Raw genomic sequence first — 13,566 nt, forward strand, 5'->3', positions numbered from 1 at the left:
GTTGGGAGTCCGTTGGCGGTCGCTCGGGCTCAGTCCACGGGTGGGCGGATGTCGTCGGTTCCCGCCTCGACGAGCGCGTGGTCGACGGTCGTATGCATGAGCGCCGCGAGATAGCGCCCCGGCTCGGCGACGCCGGCCGAACGCAGCAGGTCGGTGGCCTGACGGATGATCGAGCGCGAGAAGTCGGTGGCGGTCGTCACCCCCTCGGCGTAGGCGGCTCGGTCGCTCTCGGCGATGATCACGGGCTCGCAACCGAGTTCGACCGCGAGCGCCTGCGCGATCGGCAGGACGGGCGCTGGCGCAGTGACAGCCGCGTACGCTCCGACAAGGGTGCGCAGGTCTATGGAGGTGCCGGTGAACGCAATCGCCGGATGAATCGCCAGCGGAATCACGCCGCGCGCCAGCGCCGGAGCGAGGACGCCGGTCCCGAACGCCGGATCGGTGTGCACGACGAGTTGACCCGGCTGCCAGGCGTCGAGTTCGGCGAGTCCGGTCACGAGTCCCTCGAGCTGATCGTGCGGAACGGCGATCACGACGAGCTGGCTCTCCCGCACGACATCCTGCGGGTCCCGGAGGGGGACGCCCGGAAGGATCGCGGCGACGCGGTCGTCGTCCGAGCCGCTCGTGATCGAGACGATGGCGTGCCCCGCTCCCGCGAGTGCCGCACCGATGACAGGACCGACCCTGCCTGCGCCGACGATCCCGACGCGCAGCCTGTCGCTCACTCCGCCCCCGCCCAGCGGTGCGAGCGGTCGGTCGCGACGGCGCCGATGGCGGCGCGCTCGCCGTCACTGAACAGGCGCAGCGCGTCATCCCGGTCGAGGATGCCGAGGCTGCCCGACACGCGACCGATGACCGTGTGTGCGCGGATGTTCGCAACTCGAAGCGCGCGATCCACAGGACCCTGGCTCACCTCGAGGCTCTGCATCCGTGCCAGCGGTACGACGGCGAGAGTGCGCCAGATCCGGCCCCGACGCAGGAACAACGCGTCAGTTCCGAGCCAGTATCCGTTGCGGCGCCAGGAGAGCGGTCGAAGCAGCCGCGCGCGCTTCGGCGTGGTTGTGTACGGGTCGTCGCCCACGGGACCGAGGGCACCGTTGTCGACGATCATGGGCCAGTCAGCCTGGTCGATCGTCGGCAGGATGAGCCGCAGCACCCGCTCGACATCGGCGCGGTTGCCCACCGGCAGCACGGTGCCGAACTGGTCGTTGGCGCCGTCGCTCATGCTGCGACCCGAGAGCCGGTTGATACGAATCGCCCACCAACCGAACGGGCGCCACATCAACGGCTGGGTCACCTCGACGGCGTGGATACGACCCGGCGGGATGATCTCGGTGATCGTCGTGAGCAGACCGTAGGTGATTCGCACGCCGCTCGGGGTCGGGGCTATCGAGTAGCGCAGCGACCGGGTGATCGAGCGGATCCAGTAAGCACCGAAGCCGAGGACCGCCGGAACCACGGCGAACAGCACCCACCCGGTCGTCGTGACCGCCCCGGTCACGATCGCAGCGATCGCCGCGACCAGAAAGATCGTGGTGCCCGACAGGGTTTGGGAAGCGACCAGGCGTCCGACGGGGATCGACACGACCGACTCGGGCTCGGCAACGGGCGCCTCTGCCCCCGCGATCAGGCCGGTGATCCCTGCCGACACGGTCTCGGATGCCGTGGCGCGCCGCTGCGCCTCGCCCCGCTCGCCCAGCTGGCGCCCCGATGCGAGCCGCAGGATGTCACCGCGAATCGCCTCCGCGTTCGCCGTCGACAGGTATTCGAGCTTGACGTTCGCGTCCAGGCCCGCGCCCACGACCTCGAGCTTGGCCAGACCGAACAGTCGCGCAACGGTCGGGCGGGTGAGGTTCACGCCCTGCACCCGGTCAAGCGGTGCGCGGCGGTGCGACCGAAAGACGACACCCGAGCGCACCTCGACGTCGTCATCCGTGATGCGGAAACTGTGGAAGCGCCAGCCGAGGTAGAACAGGCCCACAAGGACGATCACGACGGCCAGCACGACCAGGGTCGCGACCAGAATCAGGTTGTGCGAGACGACATAGTCGACGGGGTCGCCGGGGATCGACTCTCCCTCGAAACCGGGAGCGAGCCACGGTAGGAAGATCGCGATGAGCCGATCACGCAGGTTCGCGATGATGACGCCGGCGACGATCACCAACACCAGCCCACCGCGAAACAGCGGCGTCAGGGGATGCATCCGATGCCATTCGCCGTCACTGAGCGGCGAGCGCACCTCCGCGGCGGGCGGCGGGCTGGGAGGCGTGGCGGGGGTGGCGTCGGTCACAGGCCGGTCCGGCGGGTCTCGGCTACTGCGATGAGCGTGTCACGCAGCTGCTCGGCGGCGTCCTGCCGGATGCCGGGAATCGCGACCCCGGTCGTGGCTGCCGCGGTCACGAGCTTGAGCTGCGCGATCCCGAACCCGCGATCGAGTGGACCGTGCGTGATATCGACGAGCTGCATGCGCCCGTAGGGCACAGCGACGACCCGTTGCCAGAGGATCCCCTTGCGAAAGACCAGGTCGTCTTCGCGCAGCTGATAGCCGTAGGCCCGAGCCTGGCGTGGCGTGACAGCAAGCGTGATCGCGAGGATCACCAGCACGATCCCCGCGGGAATCCAGACCCACCCCACCCCGACGATCAGCCAGATCGCGAGTGCGGCAGCGAGAACGAGAAGGAAAAGGATGCCCGACGAGATGAGTTGCACCCAGACGTACTGCCGGGCGAGCTGATGCCAGGTGCCGTCGCCGATCGGAAGCCGGTTGGCGGAGCGCGGCTCGAGAATCCGTGAGAAGGTGCCCTCATCGAGCGCGGAAATCTCGGCGCCCTCCGCCGCGGATGGGTCAGTGGCTGTGGGCTCCGAAGCCGGGGTCGACGCCTCCGGGCTGTTCGTCATCGTCATCCTTCCGGATCGTGCACAGATGCTCGGCCACGAGCCCAGCCGCCACCAGCAGAAGCCCGGCGACGAGCGTTGCCAACTGGGTCGCCATCGAGCCTAACGGCGGGACGACGGGTCGGGTCAGGAGGAAAACCACCAATCCACCGGAGAAGCCCACGGATGCCGCGCCGAGCAGACTGGAAGCCTTCGCGAGCATCGCGATGCGCAAGGCCCGGAACGGGTTGATCGGCGCGCGCGTGTGTCCGCGGGATGCGCGCCACACCGGGATCGCAAGAACGACCACGATGGCCCCCAGCGCGATGAGCAGAACCGGAAGCGTGATCAGTGGCGTGAAGGTCGCGTGTCCTGTCGCGGTGAGCAGTTGGTTCACGAGGAACCCGCCGGCCAGCGCGACGGCGGCGGTCGCGATCAGGATGCCGGGGCCGGTGCGCCTCACGGGGCATCCCCGAGGCGCTTGAGGAGGTCGGCAACCCGCCCGGCGCCGACAACGGAGGCATCCGGGTCGATGCTCAGCCACGGCGCGAGCACGAAGTCGCGCTCAGCCGCGCGAGGGTGGGGGAGCGTCAGCGTCGGGGTGTCGCAGACCACGTCGCCGTAGGCGATGAGATCCAGATCCAGCGTGCGATCGCCCCACCGTTCACGACGCACGCGTCCGTGCTGGTCCTCGATGGCGTGAAGGTAGCTCAGCAGCACCGTCGGGGCCAGGCGCGTCGTGACGATGGCGACGGCGTTGAGATAGCCGGGTGCGTCCGGATCGGGGCCGGCGAGGGTGACCGCGACCGACTCCATCGGCTCCGACATCCGCACCGCCGACACCAGCGGCAGGTGCTCCAGCGCCGTGGCAGCCGCCGCGAGTGTCTCGCGCCGATCGCCGAGGTTCGCCCCGAGCGCGATGACCGCGTCCACGGCGGGAGCGGCATCCGGGTGGGCGGCCCCGTCGAAGCCTTCGGCCAGGCGGCGGCTCACGCTCCGCCCTCCGCACGGTTGCGCGTGATCGTCACCGAGACATCCGTGAACTGCTGCTGGATGGGAGCCTGCGGCTTGTGCACCGTGACCCGCACCGCGAGAACACCGGGGAACGCGAGCACACGAGCGGCGATCCGCTCAGCGAGCGTCTCGATGAGGTTGACCGGGTCACCGGCGACAATGTCCGCGACAGCGTCGGCGACCTCGCCGTAGTGGACGGTGTCGGCAACGTCATCTGTCTGGGCGGCGCGCTCGGCGCGCACGGTCAGGGCGAGGTCGATGACGAAGTCCTGACCGTTCTCGCGTTCATGGTCGAAGACACCGTGGTTGCCGAAGACGCGAAGCCCATCAAGCCGGATCTCATCGAGCTGCGACATCCGAACCTCCCCACAGCTCCGCGATCCGCAGGGCGTCGCGCGTAGCCGCGACGTCGTGGACCCGCACTCCCCAGATGCCGGCGCGTGCAGCGAGGGCACTCGTGACAGCCGTCGCGCCATCGCGGCGCGCTTCGGTGACGGTGCCGACCGTGTCGGTTGACGAGTCCTCGTCACCGGCCCGCGCTGCTGCGGCTCCGGTACGCTGCGCGAACCGACGCTCGGCGTCGATGGATGCCTCGGCCAATGCCTCAGCCAGAAACCGCTTGCGACTCGTGCCCAGCAGCACGCGCTGGCCGGCCGCGACGAGGTCGGGAAGCGCCCGCAGGACTTCCCAGTTCTGCTCGGGGCGCTTGCCGAAGCCGATGCCGGGGTCGACGATGATCCGGTCGGGAGCGATGCCCGCCGCGCGGGCCGCAGCAACCCGCTCGGCGAGTTCAGCTGCAACCTCGGCGGCGACGTGTGCGTACTGCGCTGGCGCATACATCTCCCGCGAGTGCCCACGCCAATGCCCGAGGATGATCTCGGCGTCAGTCTCAGCGACGGCGGGCAGCATCGCGGCATCCGCGAGTCCCCCCGAGACGTCGTTGACGATCCTTGCGCCCGAGTCGACAGCGGCGACGGCGGTCGACGCGTTCATGGTGTCGATGCTGATCCAGGCGCCGCGCTGGGCGAGGGCACGGATGACGGGCACCACCCTGTCGCGTTCGATCGAGGGGTCCACCCGTTCGGCACCGGGGCGGGTCGACTCGCCGCCGACATCGAGAATGTCGGCCCCGGCAGCCCACAACGCCAGACCGTGCGAGATCGCCGCTCCCGTGTCGAGATAGCGGCCGCCGTCGCTGAACGAATCGGTCGTGACGTTGACGACCCCCATGACGAGCGTGGACATGTCAGCTCGCTCCGATGAGCGCGATCAGCTCGGCGCGCGCGACTGGCTCTTCGTAGGCTCCGCGAGCGGCAATCGTGACGGTGGATGCGTCGGTCTGGCGGCCGCCGCGCATCGTGACGCACTCGTGTGTGGCATCCAGCACGACGAGCACCCCTCGCGCATCGAGCGCGTCGGAGATCGTGTCCGCGATCTGTTCGGCAAGGCGCTCCTGCACCTGCGGCCGCGCGGCGAGTACGTCGACGACCTTGGGCAGTGCGCCCAGGCCCACCACCTTTTCGCCCGGCAGGTACGCGATGTGGGCGTGCCCGCGGAAGGGCAGCAGGTGATGCTCGCACACGGAGCGGAACAGGATGTCGCGCAGCATCACCGCACCGGAGGGCAGGGTTTCAGGCGCCGGGCCCCGCGAGATCGAAATCGTGTGCGCGAGCGGCTCAGCCGGGTCTTTGCCGATGCCGCCGAAGAACTCGGAGTAGGCATCCGCCACCCGCTCGGGGGTCAGCTTCAAACCGGGGCGATCCGGGTCTTCCCCGATCGCCTCGAGCAGTTCGCGCACCAGTGCGGCGACGCGTTCACGATCAACGGCCACCAGGCGAGCCTACGCGGTTGCGGGACGCGCCTGCCCGGTCGGCCGACGACGCGGCGCCTTCTCGGCAGAGCCCGAGTCGGCCTCCGTCGAGGCCGCAACGCTCGCCGGCGCGGGGCGGCGCGGAACCTCGACCGGAGGCAGCACCGACACCGGACGCTGCTCACTCGAGAGCCACTGCGGGCGCTCGGGCAGCTTCTTGACATCCTTGAAGATCTCCTCGATCTCGAGGTGGTCGAGCGTCTCCTTCTCGAGGAGCTCAAGAGCGAGCTTGTCGAGGATGTCGCGGTTGTCGTTGATGACCTGGTAGGCCTCGTTGTGGGCTTGCTCGATGAGGGCCCGCACCTCGGCATCCACCCGTTCAGCGATGCGCTCGGAGTAGTCCCGACCGTGACCCATGTCGCGACCCATGAAAACCTCGCCCGAGCCCTGACCGAGCTTGACCGGTCCGACATCCGTTGTCATGCCGTACTCGGTGACCATCTTGCGGGCGATGTTCGTCGCCTTCTCGATGTCGTTGGATGCACCAGTCGTCGGGTCGTGGAACACGATCTCTTCCGCGACGCGGCCGCCCATCGAGTAGGTCAGCTGATCCTGCAGCTCGTTGCGGGTCACCGAGTACTTGTCATCCAGCGGCATGACCATCGTGTACCCGAGAGCGCGGCCTCGCGGCAGGATCGTGATCTTGGTGACCGGGTCGGTGTAGTTCATCGCTGCCGCAGCAAGGGCGTGCCCACCCTCGTGGTAAGCCGTGATGAGCTTCTCCTTGTCCTTCATGATGCGCGTGCGGCGCTGGGGACCCGCGAGCACACGGTCGATCGCCTCATCGAGGGCGCGGTTGTCGATCAGCTGCGCGTTGGAGCGCGCCGTCAGCAGGGCTGCCTCGTTGAGAACGTTCGCGAGGTCGGCGCCCGTGAAACCGGGGGTCTTGCGGGCGACGACCTCGAGGTCGACGCCGTCGGCGAGCGGCTTGCCACGGCCATGCACCTCGAGGATGCGCTTACGGCCCTGGAGGTCGGGGGCGTCCACACCGATCTGACGGTCGAAACGGCCGGGGCGCAGCAGCGCCGGGTCCAGGATGTCGGGGCGGTTCGTCGCCGCGATGACAATGACGTTGGCCTTCGGGTCGAACCCGTCCATCTCGACAAGCATCTGGTTCAGCGTCTGCTCGCGCTCATCGTGTCCGCCACCCATACCGGCACCACGGTGACGGCCGACAGCGTCGATCTCGTCAATGAAGATGATCGCGGGGGCATTTTCCTTTGCCTGGTTGAACAGGTCGCGCACACGGCTCGCTCCGACGCCGACGAACATCTCCACGAAGTCCGAACCCGAGATCGAGTAGAAGGGCACGCCAGCCTCGCCCGCGACAGCGCGCGCAAGGAGAGTCTTGCCAGTTCCAGGAGGGCCATACAGCAGCACGCCCTTGGGAATGCGCGCGCCGACGGCCTGGAACTTCGCGGGCTCCTTGAGGAAGTCCTTGATCTCCTGCAGTTCTTCGATCGCTTCATCTGACCCGGCGACATCGTCGAAGGTGACGGTCGGGCTCTCTTTCGTGACGAGCTTTGCGCGGGAGCGACCGAACTGCATGACCTTGCTTCCACCACCCTGGGCAGAGGAGAGCAGGAACCAGAACAGCACACCCAGCAACAGGATCGGGAGGAAGAGCGAGAGGAAGCCGTCGAACCAGGTAGCCCGGGGCACGACGTCGTTGTAGCCGTCGGCCGGGTTTGCCGCATCGATCGCGTTCACGACCTCTTCAGCCCGCGCCGTCACGTAATAGAACTGGACGTCAGTGGAACCCTCAAACGGCGTCGACAGCGTCATGTCGACCCGCTGATCGCCGTCTGTGTTCACGACCTCGGTGACCGTGTTGCCGGCCAGGAGGTCAAGACCCTGCTGGGTCGTGATCTGCTTGGCGCCGCCCAAGCTCGACATGAGCGTGAATCCGATGATGAGGAACACCGCGATGAGCGCGACGTACAGCAGCGGGTTGCGTGTGAGCTTCTTGAAATCCATGGTTCGGGGCGAACCCGGTCCCTCCGTCGATCAGGCGCCGATCCGCGCGGGAACGCGGAAACGGTGCAGACAGGCTATCGCGGGCTTGCTATGCCACGTCTGAGCATTCGCCCACGGCGTACCCCGAAATCGCTCAGCTGTAGACGTGAGGGGCCAGGACCGCGACGTCGCGCAGGTTCCGGTACTTCTCCGCGTAGTCGAGCCCGTAGCCGACGATGAACTCGTTCGGGATGTCGAATCCGATGTACCGGCAATCCACCTCGACCTTGGCGGCATCCGGCTTGCGGAACAGGGCGAAGACCTCGACGGATGCCGCGCCACGCGACGCGAAGTTGGTCAGCAGCCAGCTGAGGGTGAGGCCGGAGTCGATGATGTCTTCGACGATCAGCACGTGCTTGTCGTGCAGATCGGTGTCGAGGTCCTTACGGATCTGCACGACCCCGCTCGAGCGCGTGCCGGTGCCATAGGAGGAAACGGCCATCCAGTCCATCGTCACGTGCGTCGGCAGCGCACGAGCGAAGTCGGCCATGACCATGACAGCGCCCTTGAGTACCCCCACGAGCAGGAGCTCTTTGCCCTCGTAGTCAGCTGTCACCTGCGCCGCGATCTCGTCGAGCTTCGCGCGGATCTGCTCCTCCGTCACGAGCACTCGGGTGATGTCGGACTGGACCTCCTCGGCACGCATGCCTTTGAGCATAGGCGGACCGCTAGCGCGCCGTGAACTCGATTCGGCCGTTGATGCGGGCCGCGCGGCATCCGGGCAGATCGATCGGCCCCTGCCCGCGCCAGTCGGTCACGAGCCGGGCGACATCGAGGGTCTGCGAGCGCGTGAGGCTCTGCCCGAACTCGGCGGCGACAACGTGACGGATGAGCCGATGCCGCAGCGCCGCCGGGTTGGCGGCCAGCGCCCCGACCGAGAGCGAGATGCCGGCTTCGGCGTGCTCGACGACATCCTCGATGATCTCGTCGATCATCTCGTCGAAGGCTTCAGCGTCCTCGCGCAGTTGCGCCGCCGTGCGCGCAAGCGCCTCCGCAACGCCCGGGCCGAGCTCGCGCTCGAGTGTCGGCAAGGCGGTCTCACGCACACGTACGCGGGTGAAGCGGGGGTCGGTGTTGTGGGGATCGAGCCACGGCTCCAGGCCCTGAGCGGCGCACGCAGCCCGCGTCGTTTCGCGCCTCACCTCGAGCAGGGGGCGCAGGATGCGGCATCCGTCGCCCCGCTCGGCTACCGGGGCCATCCCCTGCAGGCTCGTCGCGCCGGACCCACGGGCAAGCCCAAGCAGCACGGTCTCTGCCTGATCGTCGAGGGTGTGGCCGACGAGGATGGCTACCGCGCCCACCTCGCGCGCGACGGCATCGAGTGCCTCGTACCGCGCCTCGCGCGCTGCGGCCTCCGGTCCGCCACCCCGGTGCACGTCGACCCGGATGACGCGGGCGGCGAGTCCGAGAGCCTCGGCCTTCGCGGCCGCGGTCGCGGCGACCTCGGCCGAACCGTCCTGCAGACCGTGGTCGACGGTGACGGCGACGCCGATAATCTCGCGCTTGGGCGCCTCAAAGGCCGTTGCCGCCGCGAGGGCCAGGGAATCCGGTCCACCCGACAGGGCCACGATCACCGTCGAGCCCTCGGGGAGGCCCGCGAGGGCACTCCGCACCGGCCGCCGCACCTCTGCGACGGCCGGATCCAGACCCGGTCGAACGTCCACGCCGCCACGCTACCGGCCGCCCACCGTTGCTAACTCCGCAAATCCGGCCGCCGGGCCGGCTCGGCGGGCCGGCCAGGTGTGATTTAGCGCCGATCGTGCGGAGTTAGCGACAAGTGCGAGGGCTCGGGCAGGCGGACCCGGCGCACTAGGCTGGTCGGCGGCATCCGTCATCGACAAAGGAGCACAGAGCATGGGCGCGTACGACGCCGTCATCGAGATTCCGCGTGGCAGCCGCGTGAAGTACGAGGTCGACCACGGCACCGGCCGCGTCTTCCTCGACCGCATCCTCTACACCGTCTTCGGCTACCCCGCCAACTACGGCTTCTTCGAGAACACTCTGGGCGAAGACGGCGACCCGCTCGACGTCCTCATCCTGCTTGACCGCGACCTCTACCCCGGCATCCTCGCCAAGGTGCGCCCGGTCGGCGTGCTCAAGATGAGCGACGAGGCAGGCGGCGACGACAAGGTCGTGGCGGTCCTCGCGAAAGACCCGCGGTGGGACCACATCCAGGATGTCGCCGACATCCCCGAGTACACGAAGAAAGAGATCGCGCACTTCTTCGAGCACTACAAGGACCTCGAGCCCGGTAAGTGGGTCAAGGTCGACGACTGGGCGGATGCCGCCGAGGCCGAGAGACTGATCGCCGAGGCCGTCGTGCGTTTCGACGAGCACGAGGGCGAGACCCGCACGCAGGGTGAGGGCGAAGCGCCCAACACGCTCTGAGCGTTCCAGATCATCACACGAGCCGCGGTGTCCGTCACGGATGCCGCGGCTTCGTGTTTCTGCCGCCGAACTCGGCTTAGAAGTAGACGCCGCGGGCTGCCATGAACCCGGAGGGGTTGACGGCGGCGCCGTTCACGTAGGTCTCGAAGTGCAGGTGGCAGCCGAAGGAGTTGCCCGTGTTTCCCGTGGCGGCAATCGCCTGGCCCGCGCCGACCCACTGCCCGTAGCTCACCCAGAATCCGCCGTCCACGATGTGCGCGTAGCCGGTTCCGATGCCGCCGCCGTGGTCGATCTTGATGTAGTTGCCGTAGCCACCGTTGCGTCCGACGTACACGACCCGGCCAGCACCTGCGGCGTAGATCGCAGCGCCGCATCCGGGAGCGAAGTCATAGCCGTAGTGGAAGCTCGATGAGCAGTAGTTCGCGTTGCACACGCTGGAGCGTGATCCGTAGCCCGAAGACACATACCCGGATGACGGGCGTGCCCATCCGCCGCCCGTTACTGCCCCGCCGTTGCCGCCGCCGTTGGCCGCCTGCTCGCGCGCGATGCGTTCAGCCTCTTCCCGGGCTTTGCGCTCCCGCTCCTCGCGAGCCTTGCGCTCGGCTTCCACGCCGGCCTGGTAGCCGGCGACGGTCTTCGCCGTTTCGTCCTTCAGTGCGGCCAGCTGCGCCTGAAGATCGCCGAGGTGAGTGGTCTGGTTGTCGAGAGCGACCTGCGCTGCAGCGGCAGCCTCTTGGGCTGCGATCATCTTCTGCTCGGCCTCTTGCTGCAGCCTGTCACGCTCGTTGCGGGCCTGAACTGCCTGGTCGCTGTAGCTTTGCGCAGCATCCCGCGCCCTGACCGCGTCGTCGTAGACCGTCTGGTTCCGTTCGAGAAGCTTGTCCATCGTCCCGAGGCGCGCGAGCAGTTCGTCTGCCCCGACCGCGGATCCCGAGAAGAACAACTGCATGGCGGTGTCATCGCCGCCATCCCGGTAGAGCTGTGCCGCGACGCGCCCGGCCTTCTGCGCAGCCTCGTCAGCTGCTGCTGCCTGCTCGTCAGCCTGCGCCTGCAGGTCATCGGCGCGCTTAGCGGCGTCGAAGTAGGCCTGCTGCGCGACGTAGAACTCATCCGAGAGGCGCTGCGCTTCGGCTTGCGTGCGCTCGACCTCGGCGGTCAGGCTCTGAATCAGGCCCTCGATCCGGGTCACCTCGCGGGACTTGGCAGCCTCATTCGCCTTGGCGTTCTGCACGTCATCCCAGCTGGGGTACGACTCTGCGAAGGCCGGTGCGAGGCTGAAGGCCGAGGCGCCGCCAAACAGCAGAAGTCCGCCGGTGATTCCGATCCCCAGGGCGGAGCGGCGCGAGAGCGCGCGACGCTCGCGGGGTGTCGGCGCGCAGCCGCACTCCTCAGCGCTCGATTCGAGCTCCACCGGTTCCTCCTGTCACACAGAACGTATTCACACTAACAACATCAGTCACACAAACAACAGGTTTCGCGAGGGAAGTCGGGGGTCGGCATCCGGTCACGAGGCCTCATAGAGCCATGGCTCCCCGGGCGATCCGGCCGGCGGCCGGTGTCCCAGCAGCAGCGATGACGGATGCTCCGGTCCGGTGTGGATGATCGCGGTGCCGCCTCGACGGCGCGCGTATCCGGCCGGGAAACTCCCCGTGACGGGGTTGCGGCTGTGGACCCAGCGGCCGCGGATGACGAGTCTCAGCTCCTCGCCCGCCCGGAACCGGGTCGCGTGCTCACGCACCTCGATGTCGACCGGGATGATCTCGCCGGGGCGAATCGGTGTTCGCTGCTCGAAGGTGTGGACGGGCTGCAGGTCAGTTGTGAGGTCTGGATCGAGGTCGCGGTAACTCACCCGCTGCCATCCGTACGACATCCACGCCCGGTCGAATCCGTACGACCCCTCGAACGGCACGACGGCACCGTCCGCTACCTTGCGCACGCCGACGAACAGGGTCAGGTCGTCGGCGGCCCGCGCCGATACGTGCAGCCGCACCGACATCGGGCCGATGACGTCCAGGTCTTCGGAGATGCGCCACGCCCATTCGAGACCCGGACCGTTCATCGCGAATCCGGTCTGCACTGATGCAGGGGGCAGATCATCGTGGAGTGAACCGTCCATCCCGTCGAGGTGCAGTCGCTGAATCCGAAGACCAGCCGGTGGCCACTCGGACTCCGCGGTGACCGCGACCGGCGTGGGCCCGCGCTCGTAGACGGCCAGCCGCACCGGGGGAAGTGCGTCCCAGCCGTTGTCGAGCTCCCGCAGGGTGTGGTCGAAGAAGCGGGCACGGATGCCGGCGGCATCCGTGCTGTAGTACGTGGCCCATTTGCCGCCGCGGTGGGTGTAGAGCCAGCGGCGGGGGCGCTCGGATAGCGCCCGGCCAGCGCGACAGAAGACCTCAAACGAGCCGCGGGTGTGGAGGTTGTGATCTGAGAAGCTGGCGCACACCAGCATCGGGACGCCGATGCGATCGATGTCGGGGGTGCGATCGCGGTACCACTGGTCGCGCGTGGTGTGCCTCGCGAGCTCCCGCCGCAGCGGCGGGGGCGCGACCCGAGCAGCGCGCGAGGTCAGGGTTGACCACAGCACCGAGAACCCGTTCTCACGGATGCCGCCGGGCCAGACGAAGTCGCGGTAGAGGTCGCTGAATCCCTCCCACGGACAGATCGCAGCAAGGTGCTCGGGCGCCCGGGCCGCTACCGCGTACTGCGAGAGCGCGAGGTACGAGACCCCGTCGAGGCCGACCTTGCCGGTCGACCACGGCTGGGTCCCCGCCCACGCGATGAGGTCTTCGTAGTCGTCGGCCTCCTGTGCCTCGAACAGATGGGCCTGTCCTTCCGACGTACCGCCGCCGCGGGCATCCGCGTTCACGACGGCGTAGCCGCGCGGCACCCAGAACGCAGGGTCCGGCGCCTCCCACCCGGTCCACGCCGAGATCCCGACCCGGTCGGGCTGCGGCATGATCCGGTACTGCGGATTCAGTGCGCGGCGGCTGCGCGAGCGCGCCGGCACGGCATCCTTCCCGTACGGGTGCGCCGACATGATGACCGGCACCGGCTCATCACCACGGGGCCGGAACACATTCACGCGCAGCAGAGTTCCGTCGCGCATCGTGACCGGGATGTCACGTTCGAGAATCCAGTCCGGCTCGTCGGTAGCGACATCCACACGGGGCTTCACGAACAGACGGATGCGGCGCGCGACGCGACCGAGCAGCCACGCGGGCGAGTGGCGAAATCTCTGCGGGGGCGGCACCGGCACGGGCCCGACGCTACCGCCGGGTCGGGTGGCTCGTGGGTAGAACCGCGTGAGAGGCTGCAGGTCGGCATCCGTGTGTCGCACCGTCGATTGGCGGATCCCTCAGGTATTGCGTATGCTTGACCGTCGGTAAGCGTGAGCCCCCGGGGTC

The 13,566-nt window shown here is 68.3% G+C and carries 14 protein-coding genes; 1 reads left to right on the forward strand and 13 read right to left on the reverse strand.

The genetic code is table 11. The features are described 5' to 3' along the window. Positions 1-29: 29 nt before the first annotated feature. The 11 genes from ACQVDU_RS07360 to tilS all read right to left on the reverse strand — a co-directional run bounded on the left by ACQVDU_RS07360 (position 30) and on the right by tilS (position 9,438). Positions 30-725, reverse strand: a complete 696-nt coding sequence (locus ACQVDU_RS07360) for a DUF2520 domain-containing protein (RefSeq protein ID WP_443476705.1) — start codon at positions 723-725, stop codon at positions 30-32. Next, entirely contained in the window at positions 722-2,290 is a 1,569-nt protein-coding gene (locus tag ACQVDU_RS07365) for a PH domain-containing protein (protein WP_443476706.1), read from the reverse strand. Before ACQVDU_RS07365 ends, ACQVDU_RS07360 begins: the two co-directional genes overlap by 4 nt. Further along, the gene (locus ACQVDU_RS07370) at positions 2,287-2,898 is read right to left on the reverse strand and encodes a PH domain-containing protein (RefSeq protein WP_443476707.1); all 612 of its coding nucleotides are present in this window, start codon (positions 2,896-2,898) and stop codon (positions 2,287-2,289) included. Before ACQVDU_RS07370 ends, ACQVDU_RS07365 begins: the two co-directional genes overlap by 4 nt. Further along, positions 2,846-3,337: a DUF3180 domain-containing protein gene (locus tag ACQVDU_RS07375; RefSeq protein WP_292713034.1), complete on the reverse strand. Its 492-nt coding sequence runs from the start codon at positions 3,335-3,337 to the stop codon at positions 2,846-2,848. Before ACQVDU_RS07375 ends, ACQVDU_RS07370 begins: the two co-directional genes overlap by 53 nt. Beyond that, complete coding sequence (gene folK, locus ACQVDU_RS07380; RefSeq protein WP_292713032.1) at positions 3,334-3,867, reverse strand: 2-amino-4-hydroxy-6-hydroxymethyldihydropteridine diphosphokinase; 534 nt, start codon at positions 3,865-3,867, stop codon at positions 3,334-3,336. Before folK ends, ACQVDU_RS07375 begins: the two co-directional genes overlap by 4 nt. Continuing rightward, positions 3,864-4,244 (reverse strand): dihydroneopterin aldolase, encoded by a 381-nt coding sequence (gene folB, locus ACQVDU_RS07385; RefSeq protein ID WP_443476708.1) that lies wholly within the window; start codon positions 4,242-4,244, stop codon positions 3,864-3,866. Before folB ends, folK begins: the two co-directional genes overlap by 4 nt. Further along, the gene (gene folP, locus ACQVDU_RS07390) at positions 4,228-5,133 is read right to left on the reverse strand and encodes a dihydropteroate synthase (protein WP_443476709.1); all 906 of its coding nucleotides are present in this window, start codon (positions 5,131-5,133) and stop codon (positions 4,228-4,230) included. Before folP ends, folB begins: the two co-directional genes overlap by 17 nt. Before the next feature lies 1 nt (position 5,134). Then, positions 5,135-5,719 carry a GTP cyclohydrolase I gene (gene folE, locus ACQVDU_RS07395; RefSeq protein ID WP_363497112.1) on the reverse strand — a complete coding sequence of 195 codons (585 nt, stop codon included), beginning with the start codon at positions 5,717-5,719 and terminating at the stop codon, positions 5,135-5,137. Between the two features lie 9 nt (positions 5,720-5,728). Further along, positions 5,729-7,735 (reverse strand): ATP-dependent zinc metalloprotease FtsH, encoded by a 2,007-nt coding sequence (ftsH, locus tag ACQVDU_RS07400; protein ID WP_363497109.1) that lies wholly within the window; start codon positions 7,733-7,735, stop codon positions 5,729-5,731. Positions 7,736-7,868: 133 nt separating this feature from the next. Next, the gene (gene hpt / locus ACQVDU_RS07405) at positions 7,869-8,420 is read right to left on the reverse strand and encodes a hypoxanthine phosphoribosyltransferase (RefSeq protein WP_443476710.1); all 552 of its coding nucleotides are present in this window, start codon (positions 8,418-8,420) and stop codon (positions 7,869-7,871) included. A gap of 22 nt (positions 8,421-8,442) precedes the next feature. Next, positions 8,443-9,438: a tRNA lysidine(34) synthetase TilS gene (gene tilS, locus ACQVDU_RS07410; RefSeq protein ID WP_443476711.1), complete on the reverse strand. Its 996-nt coding sequence runs from the start codon at positions 9,436-9,438 to the stop codon at positions 8,443-8,445. Positions 9,439-9,607: 169 nt separating this feature from the next. Between tilS and ppa the strand changes: the two genes are divergently transcribed. Continuing rightward, on the forward strand, positions 9,608-10,162 hold the full coding sequence (ppa, locus tag ACQVDU_RS07415) for an inorganic diphosphatase (protein ID WP_363497162.1): 555 nt from the start codon (positions 9,608-9,610) through the stop codon (positions 10,160-10,162). 76 nt (positions 10,163-10,238) lie between these two features. Here the strand turns inward: ppa and ACQVDU_RS07420 are convergent, their stop codons facing one another. Beyond that, positions 10,239-11,573, reverse strand: coding sequence for a peptidoglycan DD-metalloendopeptidase family protein (locus tag ACQVDU_RS07420; RefSeq protein WP_443476712.1), 1,335 nt, complete (start codon positions 11,571-11,573; stop codon positions 10,239-10,241). Between the two features lie 93 nt (positions 11,574-11,666). Beyond that, positions 11,667-13,418: a CocE/NonD family hydrolase gene (locus tag ACQVDU_RS07425; RefSeq protein ID WP_443476713.1), complete on the reverse strand. Its 1,752-nt coding sequence runs from the start codon at positions 13,416-13,418 to the stop codon at positions 11,667-11,669. Positions 13,419-13,566: the final 148 nt, after the last annotated feature.

The sequence above is a fragment of the Microbacterium sp. F2 genome, from assembly GCF_052274505.1.
GTDB lineage: Bacteria > Actinomycetota > Actinomycetes > Actinomycetales > Microbacteriaceae > Microbacterium.